19 protein-coding genes are annotated in these 24,589 nt (G+C 53.5%); 7 read left to right on the top strand and 12 right to left on the bottom strand.

What is annotated here, in order from left to right:
• The first annotated feature begins 153 nt into the window (after nucleotides 1–153).
• Both QMG90_RS18545 and metC read left to right on the top strand, forming a co-directional pair.
• Nucleotides 154–1,386, top strand: a complete 1,233-nt coding sequence (locus QMG90_RS18545; RefSeq protein WP_283281128.1) for a dicarboxylate/amino acid:cation symporter — start codon at nucleotides 154–156, stop codon at nucleotides 1,384–1,386.
• A 39-nt stretch (nucleotides 1,387–1,425) separates the two neighbouring features.
• A complete protein-coding gene (metC, locus tag QMG90_RS18540) occupies nucleotides 1,426–2,616 on the top strand; it encodes a cystathionine beta-lyase (RefSeq protein ID WP_283281127.1) in 1,191 nt (396 codons plus the stop codon).
• Nucleotides 2,617–3,252: 636 nt separating this feature from the next.
• On the opposite strand, the gene mdtM is transcribed toward metC, so the two are convergent.
• From mdtM to QMG90_RS18505, 7 genes are all read right to left on the bottom strand, one after another.
• A complete protein-coding gene (mdtM, locus tag QMG90_RS18535; RefSeq protein ID WP_283284003.1) occupies nucleotides 3,253–4,494 on the bottom strand; it encodes a multidrug efflux MFS transporter MdtM in 1,242 nt (413 codons plus the stop codon).
• 66 nt (nucleotides 4,495–4,560) lie between these two features.
• Entirely contained in the window at nucleotides 4,561–5,841 is a 1,281-nt protein-coding gene (locus tag QMG90_RS18530) for a DUF445 domain-containing protein (protein WP_283281126.1), read from the bottom strand.
• Between the two features lie 51 nt (nucleotides 5,842–5,892).
• Complete coding sequence (locus QMG90_RS18525) at nucleotides 5,893–6,522, bottom strand: LysE family translocator (protein ID WP_283284002.1); 630 nt, start codon at nucleotides 6,520–6,522, stop codon at nucleotides 5,893–5,895.
• 58 nt (nucleotides 6,523–6,580) lie between these two features.
• The gene (locus QMG90_RS18520; RefSeq protein WP_283281124.1) at nucleotides 6,581–7,390 is read right to left on the bottom strand and encodes an AraC family transcriptional regulator; all 810 of its coding nucleotides are present in this window, start codon (nucleotides 7,388–7,390) and stop codon (nucleotides 6,581–6,583) included.
• A 9-nt stretch (nucleotides 7,391–7,399) separates the two neighbouring features.
• On the bottom strand, nucleotides 7,400–8,356 hold the full coding sequence (yjiA, locus tag QMG90_RS18515) for a GTPase (protein WP_283281121.1): 957 nt from the start codon (nucleotides 8,354–8,356) through the stop codon (nucleotides 7,400–7,402).
• Between the two features lie 10 nt (nucleotides 8,357–8,366).
• Nucleotides 8,367–8,570 (bottom strand): YbdD/YjiX family protein, encoded by a 204-nt coding sequence (locus QMG90_RS18510; RefSeq protein WP_283281120.1) that lies wholly within the window; start codon nucleotides 8,568–8,570, stop codon nucleotides 8,367–8,369.
• A 72-nt stretch (nucleotides 8,571–8,642) separates the two neighbouring features.
• The gene (locus QMG90_RS18505) at nucleotides 8,643–10,796 is read right to left on the bottom strand and encodes a carbon starvation CstA family protein (protein ID WP_283281118.1); all 2,154 of its coding nucleotides are present in this window, start codon (nucleotides 10,794–10,796) and stop codon (nucleotides 8,643–8,645) included.
• Between the two features lie 375 nt (nucleotides 10,797–11,171).
• Here QMG90_RS18505 and QMG90_RS18500 point away from each other — a divergent pair, with 375 nt between their 5' ends.
• Nucleotides 11,172–12,023 (top strand): LysR family transcriptional regulator, encoded by an 852-nt coding sequence (locus tag QMG90_RS18500; protein WP_283281116.1) that lies wholly within the window; start codon nucleotides 11,172–11,174, stop codon nucleotides 12,021–12,023.
• A 14-nt stretch (nucleotides 12,024–12,037) separates the two neighbouring features.
• Here QMG90_RS18500 and QMG90_RS18495 read toward each other — a convergent pair whose 3' ends face one another.
• The 3 genes from QMG90_RS18495 to QMG90_RS18485 all read right to left on the bottom strand — a co-directional run bounded on the left by QMG90_RS18495 (nucleotide 12,038) and on the right by QMG90_RS18485 (nucleotide 17,903).
• On the bottom strand, nucleotides 12,038–12,313 hold the full coding sequence (locus QMG90_RS18495; RefSeq protein ID WP_283281115.1) for a hypothetical protein: 276 nt from the start codon (nucleotides 12,311–12,313) through the stop codon (nucleotides 12,038–12,040).
• Nucleotides 12,314–12,873: 560 nt separating this feature from the next.
• The gene (locus QMG90_RS18490; RefSeq protein ID WP_283281114.1) at nucleotides 12,874–16,752 is read right to left on the bottom strand and encodes a hypothetical protein; all 3,879 of its coding nucleotides are present in this window, start codon (nucleotides 16,750–16,752) and stop codon (nucleotides 12,874–12,876) included.
• Between the two features lie 68 nt (nucleotides 16,753–16,820).
• Nucleotides 16,821–17,903 carry a hypothetical protein gene (locus QMG90_RS18485; protein ID WP_283281112.1) on the bottom strand — a complete coding sequence of 361 codons (1,083 nt, stop codon included), beginning with the start codon at nucleotides 17,901–17,903 and terminating at the stop codon, nucleotides 16,821–16,823.
• 282 nt (nucleotides 17,904–18,185) lie between these two features.
• On the opposite strand from QMG90_RS18485, the gene QMG90_RS18480 reads away from it, so the two are divergent.
• The 3 genes from QMG90_RS18480 to tsr all read left to right on the top strand — a co-directional run bounded on the left by QMG90_RS18480 (nucleotide 18,186) and on the right by tsr (nucleotide 20,772).
• The gene (locus QMG90_RS18480) at nucleotides 18,186–18,569 is read left to right on the top strand and encodes a putative holin (RefSeq protein ID WP_283281110.1); all 384 of its coding nucleotides are present in this window, start codon (nucleotides 18,186–18,188) and stop codon (nucleotides 18,567–18,569) included.
• A 12-nt stretch (nucleotides 18,570–18,581) separates the two neighbouring features.
• On the top strand, nucleotides 18,582–18,974 hold the full coding sequence (locus QMG90_RS18475) for a M15 family metallopeptidase (RefSeq protein ID WP_283284001.1): 393 nt from the start codon (nucleotides 18,582–18,584) through the stop codon (nucleotides 18,972–18,974).
• 139 nt (nucleotides 18,975–19,113) lie between these two features.
• Nucleotides 19,114–20,772 carry a methyl-accepting chemotaxis protein gene (tsr, locus tag QMG90_RS18470; RefSeq protein WP_283281108.1) on the top strand — a complete coding sequence of 553 codons (1,659 nt, stop codon included), beginning with the start codon at nucleotides 19,114–19,116 and terminating at the stop codon, nucleotides 20,770–20,772.
• A gap of 38 nt (nucleotides 20,773–20,810) precedes the next feature.
• On the opposite strand, the gene QMG90_RS18465 is transcribed toward tsr, so the two are convergent.
• A complete protein-coding gene (locus tag QMG90_RS18465) occupies nucleotides 20,811–21,344 on the bottom strand; it encodes a GNAT family N-acetyltransferase (protein WP_283281106.1) in 534 nt (177 codons plus the stop codon).
• Between the two features lie 35 nt (nucleotides 21,345–21,379).
• Here QMG90_RS18465 and QMG90_RS18460 point away from each other — a divergent pair, with 35 nt between their 5' ends.
• A complete protein-coding gene (locus QMG90_RS18460) occupies nucleotides 21,380–22,192 on the top strand; it encodes a GNAT family N-acetyltransferase (protein WP_283281104.1) in 813 nt (270 codons plus the stop codon).
• A 27-nt stretch (nucleotides 22,193–22,219) separates the two neighbouring features.
• On the opposite strand, the gene opgB is transcribed toward QMG90_RS18460, so the two are convergent.
• The gene (gene opgB / locus QMG90_RS18455) at nucleotides 22,220–24,508 is read right to left on the bottom strand and encodes a phosphatidylglycerol--membrane-oligosaccharide glycerophosphotransferase (protein ID WP_283281103.1); all 2,289 of its coding nucleotides are present in this window, start codon (nucleotides 24,506–24,508) and stop codon (nucleotides 22,220–22,222) included.
• Nucleotides 24,509–24,589 lie beyond the last annotated feature (81 nt).

The following is a 24,589-nucleotide window of genomic DNA, read 5'->3' as shown; positions in this document are numbered from 1 at the left end:
AACTATTGAATCACAGGAAATGAGTTCCTGACAAAATGAAAAGATGACAACTTAAGTGAAGTGCGTCACAAAATAAAAGGAAGTCGCATCAGAGATAATAAAAGTGTGAATGTTATCTCAGTTCATAATATTTAAATTAAAAAGGTGCCTGTTATGTGGTCACGACTCGAACCCTACAGATCGTCTATTATTTTATTACTTGCTTTGATTGCTGGCGGCGTTCTGGGAATTTACGCGCCAACGTTTGCCGCAAAACTACAACCCCTGGGGCAAATTTTCCTTAACCTGTTATTTATGATCATCGTCCCGCTGGTGGGTATCAGCGTGATGTCATCCATCGCCAGAATGACCGACCTGAAACGTCTGGGTCGTATTATGGCGATTATTTTTATTGTCTCGATCGCCATGGCGCTTATTCCGGCGGCAGGGATTGTCGCACTTGCATTGTGGTACAACCCGGCGCAGGGCGTGACGATTGACCTGTCGAAAACTGTGGAAGCGGGCAGCGGCAAGATGGATTTTGTCAGCATGATCACCACGCATGATTTCGTGGGGCTGTTTTCAAAATCCAACATTCTGGCGCTGATTGTGATGGCGATTATCGCCGGGATCGCCATTGGTCAATCTGACAGCGCTGGCAGACGTATCGCCTCGTTACTGGAAGATGCCAACACGGTGATTATGAAAGTGGTCTCTATCATCATGACGGTCGCGCCCATCGGTCTGGGTTGCTACTTCGCCGCGACGATGGCCAGCCAGGACTCCGGTATTCTGCTCACCTTTGCCCGCGCCATCATTCTGTTTATGGCGGCGACAGTGATCTACTACGTGCTCGGCTCCATTGTTTATTCCTGGATTGGCGGCGGCATGCCGGCGGTGAAAGCCTTCTGGCGCAATGCGATCCCGCCCTCAGTGACCGCGCTGGGCACCTGTTCTTCGCTCGGAACGTTGCCAGTCACCATTCACGCCGGTAAAGCGATGGGGATCAACCCGGAAATCGTCGATGTCTCCCTGCCGTTACTGGTGAACCTGAACAAGGGCGGCGTAGCGATGATTGCGGCACTGAAAATCGTCTTTATCTACTCGGTGCTGGGGATGGAGTTCACCACGGAGACCTTCTTCCTCACCATGCTGATTGCCGTCCTCTCCGCGATTATCGTTGGCGGCGTGCCAGGCGGCGCGTTCCTCGGTGAGATTTTCATCGTCACCACGTTGGGGTTACCGATGGAGACCATCCCGATGCTGGTAGTGCTCGGTACCATTACTGATGCGCCCGCCACGCTGATTAACGTCATTCACGATTTGAATGCGGCGCAAATCATCGAACGCTTCACTGGCAAAAAACAGCCTGTTTCTGAAGCCTCTCAGACGGCCGCAGCGTTATAAATTTCCCAAACGGATTAAAAGGATGTCACAGGAGACGTTATGAAAGATTCCATCAGACTCGAAACGCAGTTGGTGATTGCCGGGCGCGACAAACGCTACACTCAGGGCGCGGTTAACCCGGTGATCCAGCGCGCCTCTTCGCTGGTGTTCGATTCGGTGAAAGAGAAGAAATTTGCCACCGCCAACCGGGCGAACGGTGAGTTGTTTTACGGTCGACGCGGAACCTATACCCACTTTGCTTTCCAGAAAGCGATGAGTGAACTGGAAGGGGGTGTCGGATGCGCGCTGTATCCGTGCGGTGCGGCAGCGGTAACCAATGCGATTCTGGCGTTCGTTGAGAGCGGCGATCATATCCTGGTGACCGGTGCAGCGTACGAACCTACGCAGGATTTTTGCACGAAGATCCTCAGCAAGTTCAACGTGGAAACGACCTATTATGATCCGATGATCGGCACCGGTATTGTCGATCTTATCCGCCCCAATACCAAAGTGGTGTTTCTGGAATCTCCCAGCTCCATCACCATGGAAGTCCAGGATGTACCGGGGATGGTAAAAGCGATCCGTGCGGTTAACCCGGAGATCGTCATTATGATCGACAATACCTGGGCGGCGGGCGTGCTCTTTAAGGCACTGGATTTCGGTGTCGATATTTCGATTCAGGCAGGTACCAAATACACCATCGGCCACTCGGACGGGATGCTGGGTACGGCGGTGTCCAATGCCCGCTGTTGGGATCGTCTGCGGGAAAACTCTTACCTGATGGGCCAGACGCTGGACGCCGACACCGCCTACAATGGCAGCCGCGGTCTGCGTACGCTGGGAATTCGCCTCAGGCAGCACGAGGAGAGCAGCATCAAAATCGCGCAGTGGCTGATGAACCGACCGGAAGTAGAGCGGGTCAACCACCCGGCGGTGGCGCAGTGTCCGGGGCATGAGTATTTCCAGCGTGATTTTTCCGGCAGTTCCGGGTTGTTCTCCTTTGTGCTGAAAAAGCGTCTGAGTGACGAGCAACTGGCGCATTTCCTCGACAACTTCACGCTGTTCCACATGGCCTATTCCTGGGGTGGTTTCGAGTCGCTGATTCTGGCAAACCAGCCGGAAGAACTGAACGAGATCCGCCCGGCGGGGGCGGTAGATTTCACCGGCACGCTGGTTCGGGTGCATATCGGACTGGAAGCGGTGGAGGATTTGATTGCCGATCTGGATGCCGGGTTCGGGCGCATTCGTTAGGGGATAGTAAGAATATGTCACTACGGCACAGGGTTCCGTTCACTTCCAGTGTGGTGCTACTCTGAAACCGTAACGCCCGTGAACGTGCAAGGGAGGCTCGTCGCCACCTCCCTTGCAACCCAGGCTCCCGGCGGAAAAATCGCCGCTTCGCGGTGCATTCGACTTATTCCGTCTGCCTTTCGGGTCGGGGCCGAGCCTGCGTCCCGGCAGGCCGTCCCCTCTGCCCGCCTCCCTGCGGGCAGACCCGGTCAGCCGTCAACATCTCATCGATTTTAAAGCCGGACCGGAGTATCGCTTCCGCGTTCTGCATTTCAGGCAGACAGGTTTCGCTGAAAGAAAAACAACAGAGCGCACTGATGCTGAAGTGTGGCTGGTCCGGCCGAAAATTGCCGACGTGTTTCCGTAGGGCAGGGAAAGTCCGCAAGGATGCGGACTTAGGGTGTGGCCTGCAGGGACGCAGGCTCACGCCCGACCCGGCCGCCTGGAGGAATAAGCGGAGGGCACCGCGAAGCGGCAATTTTCCTGCCGGGAGCCGGGATTGTTAAGGGTGCGGCGACGAGCATCCTTAACACGTTCACAGGTGCCATGGCCCCAAAGAGGCAGGAAAATTGAGGTGAACGGAACCCTTTGACATACTCAAATAGTCTCTTTCTCCGTCGCCGGAAGCGAAGCATTATGCTGCCGGACGCGTCGCAGCAAACCCGCCAGCGCAAACACCACGGCAATCCCCGCGACTACTGCCAGCAGATGGAACGGGATCCGCCCGCCGTTAAACCACAGCCAGCGTGCGCCCTCAACAGCCACTGCCATCCCGGTCAGAATAATCATGTTCAGCGAGGCCGACACCGTGCCTTTCGGCAGAGCATTCGAGAAGAGCGTAAAGCGGAACAGCGTCGGGAAAATCAGCCCGATGCCGAACGCGTACAGGCTGGTACCGGTGACTGACCACAGCCAGACATGCGGCCACAGCAGATTGCCGACGATGAGCAACATAAGCCCGAACAGCTGGATGGGGATCGCCCGCCAGATGAACCGCGGTTCGGTGGGATCTTTCACGAACCGCGCCACCACCATGTTGGCGACAATCACCGCGCCAAACACCGGTACCTGCGCCCAGGCGAACTCCGCAGTCGTCATGCCGCCTGCGTCGATCAGGATCACCGGCGACACGGCCACCCAGGTCATCATCGGAATGTAACTCAGGGTGATCGCCGCCGCGCCAAGTTGAAACACCCGGTTGCGAAAGACATTGCGGAAATCGCGCAGAACGCCGGTCACGCTTAACGGCACGACGCCCCGTTGTACGGTTTCCGGCATCGCCAGCAGCAGGCCGAGCCAGCCGAGAAAGCCGAGGAAAGCGATAATGCCGAACAGCGCTTTCCAGTGCATAAAATGCATCAGCGCCGCGCCGGAGAGCGGGCCGATGACCGGTGCAATCAGCACGATCGAGGTGATGATCGCCATCAGCTTGATGCCCTTCGTCTGACCGAATGCTTCCTGAATGGTCACGTAGCCGACGGTAGCGATAAAGCAGATGCTGGTACCCTGCACGAACCGCGCCACCAGAAACTGTTCCATGGAGGTGGTAAACAGCGTAGCGGTGCAGGCGAGGGTAAAAATCAGTGCGCCAGTGATGAGCACCGGACGACGACCAATCCTGTCCGAGAGCGGTCCGAGCAGCCATTGCAGCGCCATTCCACCTGCCAGATAGAGGCTGACGGAGGCCGGGGCGAGACTGACATCGGCGTTAAAATCGCGGACCACGTTGATAATGCCCGGCTGGATTAAATCCGTCGTCAGGTAGGCGGCAAAATCGTAAATAATCAACGCCATCGGAAAGAACAGCGTGGCGGCATGGCGACGAAAAAAAGACAACATCCGTTGCATAAAAAACGTACTCCGTGTGCGGGGAAAAACAGCCAGGGCGAAATCCGTCGCGGCTTTTTACCCTACCGGCGTGGCGAACAGTGCCGGAAGTTGGGATACCAGCCAGAGAATCAACCCGATACTACCGCCGACCAGTGTCCCGTTAATGCGAATAAACTGCAAATCTTTGCCGATGTTGAGCTCGATCTGTTGCGACATTTCACGCGCGTCCCAGCTTTTGACCGTGTCGCTGATGTGGCGGGTGAGGAAGGCGGCGAAATCCGGCGCCGCACGGCGGGCGGCCTCCTCGAGGTGCTCATTCAACGAGGCGCGCAATGCGCCATCCGCTACCAGCGTTTCGCCAAACCACTGCCCGGCTTCGGCGACGCGCTGCCGGACGCGGGAATCTTCGGCGTTAAGATCATCCTTCAACCAGCGACGCAGATCAGCCCACAATTCGCCGAGATAGCCGTTAAACGCTGCATCGTTTTTCAGGTAGCGTTTGATGTCATCGGCGCGCTGCGCCAGTTGTGGGTCGCTTTTCAGTGACTCGATAAGCCTCAGTACCGCGCGGTCAAACGCCTGACGGATCTGGTGCGTGCTGTCGACGGTGACGTCGTCCAACAGCGTGTCTACCGCCTCGGAGACCAGTTCGGCACTGTGCTCGCCAAGCCATTCGGTGGGCAACACTTTGGCCTTCAGCGGGTGCTCGGTTTCCAGCCAGTGGACAATCTGTTTCGCGATAAAGCGCCGGGTGCTGTCGCGATGGATCAGCACCATCAACTGGGCGATCAGCGCGTCCAGCAGCGTCTGGTGGCGGTTGTCTTTAGTCATGCTTTCGAGCATCAGCGCGCTGGTGCCGGTGAGATCCACTTTGTCGATCGCCTTATGCACCGCGCGTTTCAGTAACCCCTGAATGCGCGCATCATCGGTCAGTTCAAGGAAACCGCCCATCACGGTCATCAGATGATGCCCGACCTTCTGCGCGTTCTGCGGCTGGCTGAACCAGGTGCCGATCATCATCGCCGGTTCATGACGCTGGATCAGCGTCACCAGCGATTGGGTATCGAGAAATTCCTCCTGCACGAAACGGCCGAGATTGTCGCCAATCCGGTCTTTATTGCGGGGAATGATCGCCGTATGGCGGGAAATAAGCGGGATGGGAATGTGGCGAAACAGCGCCACTACCGCGAACCAGTCAGCCAGCGCGCCGACCATTGCCGCTTCCGACATCGCCTTGAGCGCACCCACCCACCAGCGTGGTGGCAGAAACAACGTCGTGACAAAAATCGCCACCGCCACTAACAGCAGCGACAGCGCCAGCCGTCGGGCGCGTTTGAGTTCAGCTAATTTATCCATCCGCTAAGCATAGAGCGCCGCAGGGGATTTTTGTAGTAACGGCTTCGGTGCTTACACCAGAAAACGCCATAAAATCCAGCCGCCAAACCCCATCAGCACTATGCCTGCGGTACGCTCAATCCAGCCGATATAATGCTGTAAAGAGCGCTGGATATGCGGTAGCGAGATGAGCTTAACGACCAGCAGATCCCACCCTAGTACCACCGTGACCATCCATACGCCGCAGGTGGTTTGTTGCAACAGCGTCACCTGCGGGCCGAGCAGGGCGGTCATGAGCGACAGATAGAACAATGCATTTTTCGGGTTCAGCATTGCGGAGCCAAGCCCGAGCAGCAACTGTTGCGGCAACGACGGGCAATTTCCCTGCACCTTCTCCAGCGCCAGCGAAGTGGTGGCATAACGAATCAACTGCATGCCAATCCACAGCAGATACGCCGCGCCTGCCAGTTCGATAACAGTGAACAGTAGCGTGAACTGTCGCAGGGCGCTCCAGCCAATAATGGCGAGCAGAATATAGAGGCCATTTCCGGCGGCGATACCGAGACAAAGCCCGAAGCTGCCGCGAAGCCGGTAGCGGATGGCATACCCCGTCAGCAGGAAAAAATCCGGACCAGGACTGAGCAGGGCGACAAAATGCGACAGCGCCAGCGCGAGAAACGCGGAAGGAAAGAGAACAGACAACGATTCCATGGTGACCTCAGCACGAAAAAGCTGCGTTCACCTTAAGGCGAGACGTGAATTAATTATTGTCTGATATTGATCTGCCGCGGGCGTACTGGCGGGGAGTGGCGGCGGTGTAACTGACAAAGGTTTTGTGAAAATGGCTCTGGTCGGCGAACCCGCTCTGGTAGCCGACGTCGGCGATATCCTCACCCGCGCGCAGACGTGATTTGGCGTATTCGATGCGGGCCATATTGAGGAATGCGCCGGGTGTGAGGCCGGTATCCTGGCGGAACAGGCGGATCAACGTCTCTTTGCGCAGGGCGAAGGTGTTCGCCAGCGCGTCAAGTGCCAGCGGTCTTTGAAGATTCGACAAAAGATGATCGCCAAGCTGCTGCGATGCGTGGTGCGTGTGTGACGGCATTGCAGGAATCAATGGCAGCGCCTGGAACAACGATACTAAGCGGGATGCCAGCAACGGAGACGGTGGGGTTGCCATCATCGCGACAATCTCCTGATAACGCGCGAACAGCGCGGGATCACGGATCACCGGTTGAGCGATGGTGAGCAGCGTGGTCGTGGGAGTGAACAGCGCCAGGCACCACGACACATCAAGATAAAGCATGTGGTAGCTGCGGGGCTGCGACGCCACTGGGTTACAGCTATGCGCCACGTGCGGCGGGATGACGATGATATCGCCAGGTTGCAGCCGGTATTCATGCCCGTCGCAGACGCAACAGGTTTCTCCTTCGACGATGGCCCCGATGGAGAGCTCTGTGTGCTGATGGCGTTTGTACGCCTGTCGACTCAGGTAAGTGCTGCGCAGCTCCACCCACGGAAGATGGGTGGGGCGCAAAAAACGCTGGTTGATATCACGAGGGGAGGTCATGACCACACCCTATTTTTTTAGCCCGGCAAAGGCGGCGCGAATTTCCGCTTCCGGCAACTGGACGCCGATAAACACCAGCGTGCTGTGCGGCGTTTCGTCACCCCATGGGCGGTCCCAGTCGGCGCTGTACAGGCGCTGAACGCCCTGAAACAGCAGGCGATTCGGCTCGCCGTCAATCCACAGCATACCTTTGTAACGTAGCAGTTTATCGGCAAACGACAGCAGCAGATTTTCCATCACCCGCGATACGTCGCTGATGTCGACCGGGTAATCCAGTTCGACCACGATGGAGGCGATGTCGTTTTGCTTGTCCGCGATAAAGTGGAAGCGCGGTGTCGGCTGCACCACATTCTCTTCCAGCATGAAACCGTTGGTATCGAACAGCAGCGCGAGATCGATATCGCCATGCGTCACGGTGTAGACCGGCGCACGGGCATTGATGCGTGCAATGCGCTCGCGCAGTTTTTCACTGTCGCCGGCGACGTCGGTTTTGGTCAGCAGAATGCGATCCGCATAGCCGATTTGCGACTGAGCAAGCGTGAACTGATTCATTTGGTCGTCCGCGTGGACGGCATCCACCAGCGCGATCACGCCGTCCAGCAGGTAGCGCTGGCAAAGAATTTCATGGGAGAAAAAGGTCTGAATGATCGGGCCGGGATCGGCCATGCCGGTGCACTCAATCACCAGCCTGTCGAAGTGGATGTCGCCGCGATCGAGGCTGTCGAGCAGATCCAGCAGCGCGTCTTCCAGTTCGTTAGAGCGACTGCAACAGATGCAGCCGTTGGTCAGGGTTTTGATCTGCGTGGCGCGATCGCCGATGAGCTGATCATCCACCGACACTTCGCCAAATTCGTTTTCGATAACAGCGATTTTGTAGCCGTGCTGTTCGTTGAGGATATGGCGCAACAGCGTGGTTTTGCCCGCGCCGAGAAAGCCGGTGAGCAGGGTAACTGCAACAGGTGTCATGTTCTCTCCTTTAGCAACAGCGTACGCCGCCTTCTCCATTCCCGCCGTAGCGCGCTTCCTGACGCTCGCGGAAAAATTCGGTGTAGGTCATGTACGGCTTGTCCGGATGGTTGGCCTTCATGTGCTCGACATAGTTGTCGTAATCCGGGATGCCAATCAGCATCTTTGCCGCCTGACCGAGATATTTTTTGGCTTCACCTAAGTTACCAAACATTTTGCCATCCTGATAAGAAAAAGCCCGGTGGCGCTACGCTTACCGGGCCTACAGAGACTGATGATTACCGTATTAATGGTGTGAAGAGGTCTTCACGCCGCCTTCCGGTACCGCAATGTATGGCGTTTCTTTGTCGGTACGTGCGTCGATGGCGCGTGCCTTCAGCCAGGTTTTGATACCGTAGAAGATGATGCTGTACACCACCACCAGGAACAGAATACTCAGACCCGCGTTGGTGTAGTTATTCACCACAATGTGGTTCATGTTAGCAACTTCCTGCGCGGTGAGGTTCGCGCCGCCCGCAGCAATCTTCTCTTTGTACTGGTTGGCCATGAAGAAGAAGCCTTCCAGCGACGGGTTGGTGCTGAACAGTTTCAGACCCAACGCCCAGGAGGTGCAGAGCAGCAGCCACAGCGCCGGTACCACGGTGACCCAGATGTATTTGGTGCGTTTCATCTTCACGAGGACGACGGTGCCGAGCACCAGCGCGACGGCGGCCAGCATCTGGTTAGAGATACCGAACAGCGGCCACAGGCTCTTCACGCCGCCCAACGGATCGACCACGCCCTGATACAACAGGTAACCCCACAGTCCAACACAACCCGCGGTACCCAGCACGCCAGCCACCAGTGAGTCGGTTTTTTTCAGGAACGGTACGAAGTTGCCGAGCAAGTCCTGCAACATAAAGCGGCCCGCACGGGTACCGGCGTCCAGCGCGGTCAGGATGAACAGCGCTTCAAACAGAATACCGAAGTGGTACCAGAAGCCCATGTCCGCCATCGGCAGCACTTTGTGGAACACGTGAGCGATACCTACGGCCAGCGTCGGTGCACCACCCGCACGGTTCAGAACGGACGGCTCGCCGATGTCCTTCGCGGTCTGCATGATCTGCTCAGGTGAGATCACGAAGCCCCATGAACTGACGGTCGCTGCCGCATGCGTACTGGCGTCTTTCAACTGCGCCAGGATCATCGCGGCGTTGTCGCCACCCATTTCATGCAGGTTCGGCATGGTGATGCCAAGGCCCGCAGGCGGGGTGTTCATCGCGAAATAGAGACCCGGTTCGATGATCGATGCCGCCACCAGCGCCATGATCGCCACGAAAGATTCCATCAGCATGGCACCGTAACCGATAAAGCGAGCGTCGGTTTCGTTTGCCAGCAGTTTCGGCGTAGTGCCGGAGGCGATCAGCGCGTGGAAACCAGAGACGGCGCCACAGGCGATGGTGATAAACAGGAACGGGAACAGCGCCCCTTTCCACAGCGGACCGGTACCGTCGATGTACTGGGTTACCGCGGGCATTTTCAGATCCGGGTTGAGGATCACGATGCCGAGCGCCAGACCGACGATCACGCCGATTTTCAGGAAAGTCGCGAGGTAGTCGCGCGGCGCCAGAATCAGCCATACCGGCAGCAGCGCGGAGACAAAAGCATAACCCACCAGCGCGAAGGTAATGGTGGTGTCTTTAAAGGTCAGCGCCGGGCCCCAGTACGGGTCGTGCGCAATTACACCACCAAACCAGATGGACGCGACCAGCAGCACAATACCAATCACCGACACTTCACCCACGCGACCCGGGCGGATAAAGCGCATGTAGATGCCCATAAACAGCGCAATCGGCACAGTCGAGCAGACGGTAAAGACGCCCCACGGGCTTTCCGCCAGTGCTTTTACGACAATCAGCGCCAGCACCGCGAGGATGATTATCATGATCAGGAAGCAGCCGAACAGGGCAATCGAGCCCGGGATGCGACCCATCTCTTCTTTGACCATTTCGCCGAGGGACGAACCGTTACGGCGCGAGGAGATAAACAGCACCATAAAGTCCTGCACCGCACCCGCGAGCACGACGCCCGCCAGCAGCCACAGCGTGCCAGGCAGGTAGCCCATTTGCGCCGCCAGCACCGGACCCACCAGCGGGCCTGCACCGGCAATAGCCGCGAAGTGGTGACCAAACAGCACGTAACGGTTAGTCGGCACATAGTTCAGGCCGTCGTTGTTAATCACCGCCGGCGTTGAGCGGGTAGGGTCGAGCTTCATCACTTTTTGAGCGATGTACAGACTGTAGTAGCGGTAAGCCACCAGATAAACCGATACCGAGGCAACGACTATCCACAGTGCGCTGACGTGCTCACCGCGGCGCAGCGCCACGACGGACAGACAGAAAGCGCCGATGATCCCGAGGATGGCCCAGGGTACGTGCTTAAGAAATTTTTTCGTATCCATAGTGAGACCTGGTTTTTATAAATGAAAATTGGATCAGTACTTGTTGTTGGGGAGGTAGTGACGGTAATACAGGGGCGATCTTGCCAGAAAGAAACGCCGTTACTGGTGGGGAAAAGCGTCAGTGGTCGTATGGCGGCTTAAGCGGTTGTGTTTATGGATAAGCGGTTGAGTAAAATCTGAACATGGGCTTATTTTGTGATGAGTATCACGCATTTAGAATATGTGGGCAGGGCCAGGAAATTCGATGTTTGATTTATATCAATTACGCAACTTTTCATAAAGTGAACAAGATTGTCTCTTTTTTAGCACATTGTTGAAAGTGAATCAGTGTCTTATATTGTATTAAGAATACAAACATGAATTAAAGAGCGACCTATGGGATATCTGCTGTCGAAAAAAATGCGCTACTTTATGGTAACAATGGAGTTAAGGAATTTCGCGAAAGCAGCAGAAGCACTTTGCATTACGCGGTCGCCGCTGAGTAAAGTGATTTGTGAGCTGGAAGATTACCTCGGTGGTATTCTGTTTAAGAGAAAATACAACGAGTTAGAACCAACTGAGCTGGCGTGGGAATATTATAATAAGTTTCGTTCAGTTTACACGCAGTTAATGGATCTGGAAAGTGAGATCCAGAATAAAGAAACCGCGAAAGAACTGGTGATTTTATTCGACGTCACCTTTCCGGAACTGGTTTTTAAACATATCGTGATGGTCATTGAGTCTTCAGGCCTGAAGGCGCGGTGTGAAAGAGGGGTGATTGACCCGGCGGACATTGATAATCTTCGTTATAATGCGAATTGCATTATTTTCTCGCTGCGCGATATTTCATTATCCTATGCGGTGCAGCGGGATGAGTGGTTCAGTGGGAATTTAGTACTGCTGGCGCCAAAAGGGCGTGATCCGCAAAGCGCAATGAAGTTGTTTGTCTGGAAAGATGCCAATGTGCACTATTCAAAAGAAATCTTCAAAAACTTACTTACGGATAAATTTAGCCATATTGAATTCATCGAACATAACTGGGAATTTCTGAGCATGCTGTATAATATCCATTCGGGTAAAGGATGCTGCATTATGACAGAAAAGTTCGCGACCTTATTTAAAGTGGATGGTGTTGACGTTATACCGCTAAAAAATGTGAATTTAAAAATCAGAGCTTATCACTGTCTCAAACCTGAGTATGCCAGTGATAAAGAGAAAATCAAAGGCATACTCAATACCTTCATTTAATACACTAATTCCTGTTATTCGCCCACAAACAAACAGTGCAGAAGAGGATTCAGATAACTCTTCTGCCCGTTTTCAAACTCATAGACAAAGTTAATACTGTGGTCATAGGCCGGGATGGAGATGATCTGGTTATTTTCTGATTTGAAAATAAATGCCAGATCGTCCCTGTCCAGATCGTGGCCAGAAATGTCCAGAAACAGACCAAAATATCGATTGTTAATAAAGGTTTTCTTGTTTATAGCGAGAGCAATTGCGCTTGTTTCATAATATTCTGAAATTGAAAGCATCATCTTTTATATCCAGTAATTATTATTGAGACGGCAGGTAAATTGTAGCATAAGCTGTTGATTATGATCGATTTTTGAGTGTTTATCACTTCCGGTTGTGTAACTCATTGAAAAAGATCAAATTATTTAGATTAACTTAAGTATTATGGGTGCTTTATTTAACAGCAATACTTAATGATGCGTTTGTGAGTGACTTCATGAAAAAGGAGAAACGATGGAATGGTCGTTTTGCATAACTCTATGAAGAGAATGATAATTTATTGAAGTCCAGGGTTAGAGGTTTGACAACGGCTCATCTGTGCAGGATTAAGGGTTGTTGTTAAGGATTATTGTTGCAAGAAAAGATACTAAGGGATATAAAAACTCAGCAGGAAATTTTGCCGGAATGAATACGTAAAGGTATTCATTCCCGGCTGGAAGTACGATTTGTTTCTAAAAAATTCTAATTATCTCGATTTGATAAAACTGAGCAATTTACCATTAAAACCGGGTAATGAGGTTGTGGGGTCAGTCCATTCCTTAAAAAAGGCCCCGGTACGAAACCGGAGCCTACGTTCATTCCATTAATTCAGTTTTTCATCGCTGACCGCTGATGTCCCCCATGCGCCAGGAATATAACGGGTATTCTTGTTATTCTCCGGGCACACTTCGTTCATCAGGCGATTGCTGAGGTAGTACAGTTGACGGGTTTCGTTGTTGTTAAGCTTTTGCCACACCAGCTTATCGAACGCGTCATAACCGTAGGTGCTGCTGCCACCACTGCCACTGATGCTCACCAGACGTCCTGATTCGTCGTAGGAGAGCGTACGATCCGCCTCGTCTTTGGTCATTCGGCCATTCGCGTCATACGCCAGCGAGACTGTTGCCGGGTAAACACCGGTCAGTGTATGCGTGACGGAGGTCAACTGACACGGATCGTTAGCATTGTTATAGTGATAAGTGCAGGTATCCTTCTTACCGTTGCTCAGCACCGTGACACAGGAGGTGATATTGCTGTAGACATCCAGCACAAAATCAAGCTGCGTATAGAACTGCTCATAACCATCTACCGGGAGTTCGCTGCCGCTGCAGGTTTGCTTGACCAGTCGGTTACGCTCGTCATAGTAGAAGTTTTCCGTCCGCAGCGTTTTAGCGCCCAGATGAACCGTTCTGCTTTGCAACTGGTTATTGATGTAGTACGTCTGCGCAATAGTCATTTTGTCGCCACTATTCGGCGCGATCTCGCGTGATGTTTCGCGGCCAAACTCATCCAGCGTCAACGTGGTGGTCATCGAATCGGCGCTGTGCAGTGACTTGACCGTCTGTTTCGTCACACGGCCTGCGGTGTCGCGTTCGAAATGCACACTCACCTGCGGGTCGGTAATCGAGGTCATTCGGCCAAACTGGTCATACACCATCGTGGTGGTATTCCCGGCGACATCGGTGTAACTCAGCGGTTTACCCTGTAACGACCAGGTGTATTCCGCCTGACGGGATGTCCCCTCATTGCTCATCGATTCCTGCTGCAGTTCACCCGATGGCAGCCAGGTATAGCTGCTGCGCTGACTACCGTTTTCGCTGGCGGTTAACAGACGGCCTGTGCTGTTTTCATAGGTGAAGTTCTGTGTGATCTTGCTCCCCGACAGGGTTTTCATCGCGTTGCCAAGCTGCTTGATGTAGCTGTAGTGCTGCTGCTGATTTGCCGCGCTGGTTGTGGTATCCGGTACGGTGTTCACGCCAGAATAGGTCGCTTTTTCCGTACGGCCACCGCAGGAGAACTGTGTTCTACGGCCCAGACCGTCAAAGGTTTGCGAGCCCATGACGCGACCATTTAGCGAGACGGTGGTCTGTAGTGCTTCATGACTGAATGGCGCGAAGGTCCACGCTTGTACCGCACCACCCGGCAGGGTTTTACTGCTGACGCGATCGAACGGATCGTACGTATAGGTGGTGACCCGGTTAAGCGGATCGATCTCTTTACGTACGCGCCCCAGACCGTCATATTCCTTCTGGGTTGCGGCATAAGCGTTGCCGTTTTTATCCAGCAGGGTTTCTTTCACCGGCAGGTTACGGTTGTCAACATCCACCCGCGCCGCCCCTAACTGAACCCGGCCATCAGATGAGAGCAACTGAGTTATTTTGTGACGTTTTACCGGATCCCAGACGGCAGAAATGCTCTGACCGGTGGAGAGTTTATCCTTAATGTTCTGCCCCCAGTCATCAAACTGTCCCTGAGTCGTGACGCTGTAGCTGGCGGTCGTTTTGTTCGGATCGGCGAAATCGTTTTCGATGACCTCTTTCTGACGGCCCCAGGCATCCCAGAAGAGTTGCGCTACAGTACGCCAGTCGGTCGGTTTTCCGGCGGCCAGCAGGTTACGCCATTGCTGGAACGGTCGGCCCATCCCGTCATACATCGTTTTCAGGCAATTACCTTTGGGATCGGTGTGAGTGGTGGCAATGGCGGTGACACTGCTTCCTGACAGTGCCAGTTCGTATTGCCATGTCTCTTTTGACTCATACTCTGTTCCCGGATTTGCCGTTTGAGTCAGCGGACGACCGAGTCGATCGTAGGTCATTTTCATCACATTCCCCAGCTCGTCCGTAGTGCTGAGCAGTTGATCGGTGAAACGGGAACGGCTTTCTGATGTGACGGAAGTATGGTTGTCATGGGTGGTCAGTTTTTGTGTCTCGGTAATTGAGGCGGTGTCCCATACCCATGAGTAATCAAGCAACTGCGTGTAGCCATTGCCACTATTATCAAAAATCGTCGCTTTCTGCTGCAACGGGCGGCCAAAGTTTGCCGAACCGGTGTTTTCGTCATACGACACCACGCGGGTTAGCAGATTTTGAGATGATGAGGCGACATCGGACGCTGTATGCGTCTCCTGTGCTGGCAGCACTGCCGTCGAGACCGGCATGCCGCTGCGGGTAGCGACTGATTTATAGCGATACAGTGTCGTACGCGTTGGTACGGAATAGCCGTTAATCACGGGGGGCTTCACGACCTGGCGTTTCATCCAGTGAACAAAACCGTTAGGATCTGCCGGGCAGCCGGTGGTCTGATCGCTACTGGTGCTTTCGCCAAGAGCGCTGTAGTACTCGCTGGTGGTCACGGTACTGTAAGCGGCGACATTGCCATTATCATCACAGAGATCGATCTGCTTCGTCAGGTTGCCATTGGTATCGTACTCATAACCGGTATTCTGTTTAAAAGTGGAGCCATTAACGCTCCAGCTTTCGCTCTGGCGTTTCGGGAACTGGAACTGTGTTGGCAGGGCGTCAAAGTTTTTGTGCGGATAATCATCAAGATAGTATTTCATCTCGACCAGATGGCGCGTGGCCCCCTGCACGGTCTCTGTTGACTTCAGCAGATGGTAGTTGTCATAGATGTAGGTTGTTTTGATGCTGTTGCCGCCGTCAGTACCCGACTGCGTAACATAGGTGCGATAAGTGAAATCCGGGTCGACACTGCCGTACATGAAATCTGAATCTTTATTCCAGCCGCTGCCGTATTTGTACCCGTAACCGAGGTAGTTCGGGAATGCGTTTGAGGCATCGCTGTTGTTTTCTGTGGCAGAGTATTGCGTCACTATATCCGGCTGGCCCTGACCAGGAGACACCTTAAGCTGTGTCACAGCAGGCAGCGGCGGAAGCCCGGCAGCCTGCGGAAAACGCATCAGACCGGTTTTCTGACCATAGTTATAGGTTGCGGTCTTACGCAACCCGGTCGGTGTGGTGATTTCCGTCAACGTCTGCAGACCGTTGCCCATCCCGACGTCCTGATATTTCAGCGTCCACGGTGTTCTGCTGCCCAGTTCAGAATGGGTGATGGAGTTCAGATAGCCATTCAACATTGCAAGTGTAATGGTGAAGCTTTCCGGCTGGCCGGGGTAGAACACCAGCGTGGTTTTATCGGAGACGTAGGTTAAGTTGCAGTAGGTCACGTTGTCATCGTCAACGATAGCGGTGAGCACCGGCCCCATATTTGAGTTGCCCCATTTCAACGTCATGACGCGCCCCAGCGGGGTAGCGATTTTTTCCGGATAGAAGATCCCATTACCGAAGATGTCTTTCAAAAATGTCACCGTACCGCTGCGCTCGGTAACGCGGTAATTTCTACTGTCGACGCGGACAAAATTCACCGTTTTCATCTTCTGTTGCTGAATGATAGGGGCAGAGCCGCTGTCGTTCACTTTGTAACTCTCACCAGAGCTGAGCATCAGATCGCCGGTTTTTTTCGCATACAGCGTCAGGTTAAACGCCATGCCTTTACCCAGCGCCCAGTAGTTATTTTCGGTTGCCGGGTTGTAGCCAACGGTAATACCAAATTCCGGCCCCATGCCATTGTTGGCCTTTACGCTGGAAAAGGTACAGTCAAAGCTAAATAAACGGGTTCGTGGATCAACATCCGAAGAACCGGAGCTAATAAAGTTTGGTGTTTGTGTAGTATAGGACTGGGTCATGATATTACCCTTAAAAAAAAGAAAGCGTTATTTGCAGCCTGAAATGTTCAGGCTGCACCGAAGGGTTATTAACCGAAAGGAGGAATATTGCCGTCCAGCGTTGGCCAGACCATGTGGTAGCACGGGCTGCCCCATTGAATATCTACATCAACCGTAGTCTCGTTGCCAAACTGATCGTGCGTGATAAAATGCGCTGCTGTACGCTGAGTACAATGGTTAGAATCACGCTGATTGTAATCAATCGTTGTGCAGAAGAAGACGATCTCATGGGCTTTTTGTGTATAGCCTTCAATACGGAAATTGCCGAAATAAGCGGCGTTATTTGGATCTGGCCATTCATAAACATAGGCATCAACTGAATACCATTTTTCGCCCAAGCCATAATCCAGCGTTGGACAGAAACATTGAGTGGTATTTTGCCATTTTGCACCATCGCTCTGATACATATCCAGCGCAAGGCAAGTGATCCCTTTTTGTTTTTTGCGCCATGACTGGGGCGTTAAACTAAAGTCCTGGATTTTGAAGTAAGTGTCTTCAATCGTCATGCGATACACATCGACATACGGATCTTCATGTTCCCAGCTGCAATAATCGAAGTTATTATAATAAGGTTGCGATGAGTTTTTCACCAGTTTGTGTTTGTTTTTCTTTGCTTGAAGGCAATGTACTTTAACAAACCCTTTCTGATAATAATCACCATTAGCAGACATATCATTGATAAAAACTTTGCCGTCGCGGTCAGTATATGTCAGCTTTACAGAAATTTCTTCACTGGCGATATTGGGGTTTTTCGACGTATTACTGGAGTAATAGTACTCAACGATATACTTAAAGCTATTTGCTTTTAAATTGGCTTGCAGTGATGAATGATTTGGTTCGTAAACCTTGCAATAAGAACCAGCACTACCCGCGACCAGATATTTGAGGTTGCCGCCATCTTTGTTATTGACCAACGTCAATGCTTTTTTTACTTCATCCAAAGACGGAAGTTCGGTGGTGCCATCATACAGTGCAAGAGTAAGGCCGACGGTCACTTTAATCTGATGACGACCGTTTACAAACAGCCACGCGTCGGAACCATCGGTGCTTGACGCACAAGCCTCAGTCCAGATCTGGAATTTAGAAATCCCACTAACATTTTTCCACGTCATGATAATACCTCGATTTAAATATATGAATGTTGCTTGCATTACACGAATCGTTCGTGAATGAGATGGAGTATAGGTGGGTGGAAATCTGTTGATTCACCAGGATTTAGCCAATGCTGCGCAAAAAAAAGAAACTTATATTCCCTGCCTTCAAATAACCTTTCAGGAAATGAAGCGAAAAGAGTTAACTATGTTTGTTTTTTGCTCAATCTGTGTTCTTACTCAATTTAGAATTTCCTTAAGCACGAGGGGCTTTTCAATTTATTTCATTCTTTGAGGTGGTTTATGGTCAGTGAAGAAAGTGTGCTGGCAGCTTTATCGCTGGTGGAAAAATATGTAATACAGACTGAGGTTACGACCTTTCATAGCCCGCACATTATTATGGCTGCACTTGCTGGCAGCATTGTTTTTACGGTGACGGCAAAAGATTTTAATACCAAAGCACGTCTGGCGTTATTTACCGCGTCTTTTATTGTTGGCGTATTGTCTGCCCATTTTGTTGCCGGGCTGGCATTTGTCCTGCTGCAGGATTTTTTAAAAATTACCGTAGATGTTCCCGACACCATCGGCGCGTTAATTGGCTCGGTAGTTTCCGTCCGTCTTTTGAGTTTTTTCTGCGAAAAACCTGAAAAGACAACATCCATTTTTGATCTGCTGAAACGCAAATGAATTATTGAGGTTATTATGCAAAGCTTTAAATTTAGTGAACGAAGTGTGAAAAATCTGCAGGGTGTGCATCCTGATCTGGTGGCTATTTGCCAGAAAGCACTGGATCTGACGCTGATTGATTTTGGTATTACCGAAGGTCTGCGTTCTGTAGAAAAACAGAAAGAGATGGTGAGAACCGGGAAATCCCAGACGATGAACAGCCGTCATCTGACCGGTCATGCGATTGATGTTTTCGCTTACCCCACACCAGCGGGTTCATGGGATTTCGCCGATTACGAGCTTATCTCCAACGCTTTTAAGCAGGCGGCGAAAAGCCTCGGTCACACCATCGAATGGGGCGGTGACTGGAAAACGCTGAAAGATGGCCCACATTTTCAGTTAACCTGGAACGAATACCCTGCCTGACCGCTGTGATCGCCTCTCTCTCGCCATGAGAAAGAGGCGACCTGTCTTTTCCTTCCCCGCATTTCCAGCACGAATACCCGTAAAGTTTTTCCTTCTCAGGCCGAAAATACCGTCATCTGTCGAAAGGAAAGAGAAAAACATGTTAAACCGTATCAGGATTGTCACCAGTCTCGTGCTGGTGCTTATGTTATTTGGACTTTTGCAATTGACGTCGGGCGGGTTGTTCTTTAACGCGCTCAAGCACGACAAAGAGAACTTCACTGTATTGCAGACCATTCGCCAGCAGCAGTCTACGCTGAACGCCAGCTGGGTGGCACTGCTGCAGACCCGTAACACGCTGAACCGCGCGGGTATCCGTTACATGATGGATCAGAGCAATATCGGCAGCGGTGCGACCGTGGCTGATTTGATGCAGATCGCGTCGAAATCGCTGGTGGAAGCAGAGAAACGTTGGGCTGAATATGAGGCGCTGCCGCGTGACCCGCGTCAAAGTGAAGCCGCTGCGCTGGAAATCAAACGTAATTATGATATTTACCACGGCGCGCTGGCGGAGCTGATCCAGCTGTTGGGTGCAGGCAAAATTAACGAGTTCTTCGATCAGCCGACGCAAGGTTACCAGGACGGCTTTGAGAAACAGTACGTCAACTACCTGGCACAGAACGATCATCTGTATGAAATCGCGGTTAGCGATAGCAGCAATTCCTATTCACAGGCGATCTGGGTGCTGATTAGCGTGCTGATCGTCGTGATGGCGGTGATCGTTGTGGTCTGGCTGGGCATCCATAAAACACTGCTTGGCCCGCTGAACCGTCTGATTGGCAGCATTCGTCATATCGCCAGCGGCGATCTGGTGAAACGCATCGACGTGGAAGGCACTAACGAAATGGGGCAACTGGCGGATTCTCTGCGTCATATGCAGGGTGAGCTGGTGCGCACCGTCGGTGAAGTGCGTAACGGCGCGGATGCGATTTACAGCGGCGCCAGTGAAATTTCCATGGGTAACAACGATCTCTCTTCACGTACGGAAGAGCAAGCCGCGTCTCTGGAAGAGACCGCCGCGAGTATGGAACAACTGACGGCGACCGTGAAGCAGAACGCCGAAAATGCCCGTCAGGCCAGCAATCTGGCGCTGAGCGCGTCCGAAACGGCGCAGAAAGGCGGTAAAGTGGTGGATAACGTGGTGCAGACCATGCGTGACATCGCTGGCAGCTCGCAGAAAATCGCCGACATCATCAGCGTCATCGACGGCATCGCCTTCCAGACCAACATTCTGGCGCTGAACGCCGCGGTGGAAGCGGCACGCGCTGGCGAACAGGGCCGCGGGTTTGCGGTGGTGGCTGGTGAAGTCCGTAACCTCGCGCAGCGCAGTGCCCAGGCGGCGCGTGAGATTAAGAGCCTGATTGAAGATTCCGTCAGCCGTGTGGACGTTGGTTCTACACTGGTGGAAAGCGCAGGTGAAACCATGGATGAGATCGTCAATGCGGTGACCCGCGTGACCGATATCATGGGCGAAATCGCTTCGGCGTCCGACGAGCAGAGCCGTGGCATTGACCAGGTCGGCCTGGCCGTGGCCGAGATGGATCGCGTGACGCAGCAGAACGCCTCGCTGGTGGAAGAATCCGCCGCCGCCGCTGCCGCGCTGGAAGAGCAGGCAAGCCGCCTGACGCAGGCCGTCGCGGTGTTTCGCATCCAGCAGCAACAGGCGAAACAGACGACCCCGACAAAATCGCTTCCGGCACCGGCTCAACTGAAAAAAGTGGCCGTAACGGACAGCGGCGACAGCTGGGAATCCTTCTGATTGACTGACTGAACCCCGGCAGCATTTGCCCGCCGGGGTTACAACGTACGGCGCATGGCGCATCGCGATTCTCGCGGTATGCCATGCGCCGTTTCTGTTTCACGTTTTGCCGCCAGCCCGGGCGCCAACCTGGCATCATCGACAATTTCAAAACCCAGTTGCGCGTAGAACGGCGCATTCCACGGCACTTCGCGAAATGTGGTCAGCGTTAACGCCGGATAGCCCGCTTCACGGGCGTGGTCGCAAATAAAATGCAGAAAGCGACGACCAATACCTTTTCCCTGCCATGCCTGATGCAGTGAGAATTCAGCGATATACAGCGCGTCATCCAGCGGCTCCAGCAGTAAAAAACCGATCGGCTGTTGATCATGAACCGCAACCCAGCTTTGACCGCGCTCTGCATACTGGTGATGCGTCGCCGCGTTCACAATATCGTCCTGCGCCAGCCAGGCCAGTGACGGAATAGTTAAGAACGTCTGTCCCGCCGATCGTTCAATCGCGGGAAGCGCGGGGACATCGTTGTTTTGCGTCCGGCGAAACAGTATCGCGTCCGGAAAGGTGTTAGATTTCATCGCGTAGTCTGTCCATGTTGAATAAGGAGAATTCTATGCCAATTACCGTCGTCCCGGCGACCCGTTATAGCTGCGAACAGCTTGCCGCCATGCTTGGCGACTGTTTCGAAGGCTACAGTATCCCGGTCTCGTTGCCGGTGCCGGTGTTTGCGCAGCGCTTTGGCGCGGAAGGGCTCAGCCTGGTGGATTCCTGTGTCTGGATGGACGGCGATAACCCTGTTGCCGTGGCGATTATCACCCGGCGCGGGGCGTCGTCCCGTCTGGCGGCATTTGCTATTCGTCCGGCGTATCGCGGCAAGGGGCTCGGCAAAAAACTGCTGGCGCCATTGATGGCGGCGCTGGGAAATGAGGGTGTGGAGGATATGTGGCTGGAGGTGATCAGCGACAACCAGCCCGGCGTGGCGCTATATAAATCGCTCGGTTTTACCCTCACGCAGGGAGTGTTTGGTTATCAGGGCATGCAGCCGGGGCAGGTGACCGCACGGTCATTACAGGAGACCGCGGTGATGCCGCTGGTACGTACGCTGATGTCGGCGTCGACAGAAAGATTGCCGTGGCTGATGGATCCGACAACGTTTATCACGCTGCCGTGCCGCGCGTTTGTCCATCAACAGGCGTATGCGGTGGTGTCGTTTCTGGCGAACAAACCGCAGTTGCGGATGCTTTATGTCGCCCCGGAATGGCGCCAGCGCGGGCAGGGGCGCGAGATGTTGCGGGCGCTGAATCAACAATTCCCGGCGCTGGCGACAGTGGTGTCGGTGCCCGAGTCGTTTGCCACGCTGTTTGCCTCAGCAGGGTATATGACGATGCCGGTAAGCCAGTATGAAATGCGGGCGGTGCTGAGATAAGAAAGAGGAGCTATTGCTCCCCTCGTATTACCCTTCGGTTTTCACCACTTTAATTTCCACCATGCCAATACCCAGCTTGCGCGGCGAATGGCCGAGGATATTGCCCTCGTTGGTGGCTTGCGGATCCGGCGGCACAATTTGCAGCAGATTGCTGCGCGACGGGTTCTCGAAGTGCAATGTGGTGGTAGTGAGTGTGTTGCTGAGTGTGAGTAACTGCTCGCTATCACCGACGCGCACCGGAATCGGTTTGTTGGCGTTCGGGCCAAAGGCTTTGGCGGTGATCACCAGGTCGAATTTTTCCGGCAGCGGTGCGTTGTATTCAATTTTCACATCGTCGCCAAGCTGCGCATTAGACCAGCGGCCCCACAGTTCCGGGCGCGAAATGCCGCTGAATTGCTTAACCTCTTCCGGGGCGCCCGCGACGTTGAAGATAAAGCTATCGGCTTTATAGCGAATGTTGTCATCGACAATTTTCAGGGTATCGACGTTGCCTTTGTAGCGCGTCATGTCGATAACCGTATCTTTAAAGGCGGTTTTGCCTTTCCACTGCGCTTTATCGACGTGCTGGACTTTCTGCTCGCCGCCCAGTTGCCCCTGTGAGACACACCAGTCAGTGGAAAGCGCCATTTCCGGTGCCCACAGCTGGCCCATCTTGTAGCAGCGATCGATCCAGACGAAATTATCGCGCGGAGCGAAATCTGCCAGTTGATAGCGCAGGGGGGCGGAATATTCGCTTTCCGGCAGCGGCTCAACGCGGGAATCGGAGACGCGCAGCAGCAGTGGCAGGCGGAAATGGGTCCCAGAGAAGGCGATCATGCCTTTGTCCGCATCCACAGTGAAGTCTTTCATCTCTTTCGGGAAATTCCACAGGCGAATGATGTCCGGCTTCCACGCCAGCACTTTCTCTTTCATGTTGAGGAACACTTCAGACAGCGACTGGCCGGACAGGCTGCTGCGCCCGAGGCCGATAAAGTTATCGCCACCGAGGATATCCAGCACCGTTGCGCCGTTATCCATCGTGCTGCGCTTAATGCCTACCACTTCCTGCTGCGGCTGGTCGCCGCGAATGACGAAGAACAGGTTATTGCGATCCTGTTTGTTGAGCTGATCCCAGGCGGTATTTTTCATCGCCAGATGATCCGATGAAACCACAATCACCGTGTTTTTGAAGTAAGGCGACGCTTTGATCTTGCTGATCAGCGCGGCGATGTGCTCCTGGCTACAACTGACGGCGCTGAATGACTGATTGGCTTTGCCATTGATGTCATAGCGCTTGCGCTGGCAGGTGCGCGAAATAAAACCGTCCGGGTGGTGAGTATCAACCGTCAGCGCGAACAGCGAGAAACGCTTGCCCGCACGGGAGAGTTCCTCGAATTTCTTCCAGGTTTCGTCCAGCACGGTGTCGTCGTAATAACCCCAGTCGTTGCGATAGTTCGGGTCATCGACCACCGTTTTCAGCTCTTCCGCGCCGTACAGGTTGTCAAAACCGTGGGATTTGAGAAACACGTCTTTACCGGCAAAGCGCAGGTTAGCGCCCTGCACAAAATAGTTTTCATAACCGGAATTTTTCAGGATATCGCCAAGGCAGATATTCTGCGGGAAAAAGCTGGAGACGGAAGCCGAGGCGTTGCCCTCAAATGGCGCAAACAGCGGAATGCCGCACTGCGACGCGACCATGCCAGCGATGGTGTAATCGGTGCCCGGTAGCTGGGTAGTATGGCTAAAATCAATGCTGCCGTCTTTTTGCTTATTCAGCTCCGGTGCCAGATCCGGGAACGCGACGTTGTCGAAATAGGTGCGCTCAAGGCTTTCCCCGTAGATGTACACCAGGTTCAGCTTCGGATTGGGGATCGTTTTCGACGGCTCTTTGTAGTACGCAGCAAAATCCGGGTCGCCGTCGCGGGACTGCGATTTCACCAGTTCACTGAGCTGATGAAACGCCGGGCTGGCATCAACGGAAGCCAGCGCCAGCAGCAGCGCCACCAGGCTGTAACCAAAATGGTGAGGGAGATGTCGGCGGCGTAAAATCCAGCCCAGTGCGCCGAAAACCAGCACCAGCGCCACAATCAGCCCGGCACCCGGAAGGATATATTTGCTGATGCCTGCGCCAGTCAGACTGTTGGTGAGGGTATAAAGCACGGCGTCGTTAATGCCGTCGCCGGTAAAATAATCACTGGCATATAGCGTGATATTGAGTACGACGAACAGGCCGAGCACGGTCAGGGTGGCGGCAAACCACCAGCGGTTACGTCCCGCTTTCCAGGCATAAATGACCACGGAGGCAAGAAAAAGAGCGATGGATAGCAACTCTGACACAACGCACCCTCAATAGCGCCAGCCGCACGCTGGCCAATCAGCACAATTTTCCGAGCCACACTTTAATTGTACCGTCACCTT

Origin of the sequence: Trabulsiella odontotermitis (assembly GCF_030053895.1) — a bacterium.
Taxonomy (GTDB): domain Bacteria; phylum Pseudomonadota; class Gammaproteobacteria; order Enterobacterales; family Enterobacteriaceae; genus Trabulsiella; species Trabulsiella odontotermitis_C.
Note: the sequence above shows the minus strand (reverse complement) of the source record. Positions and strands in the feature narration are given on the sequence as shown.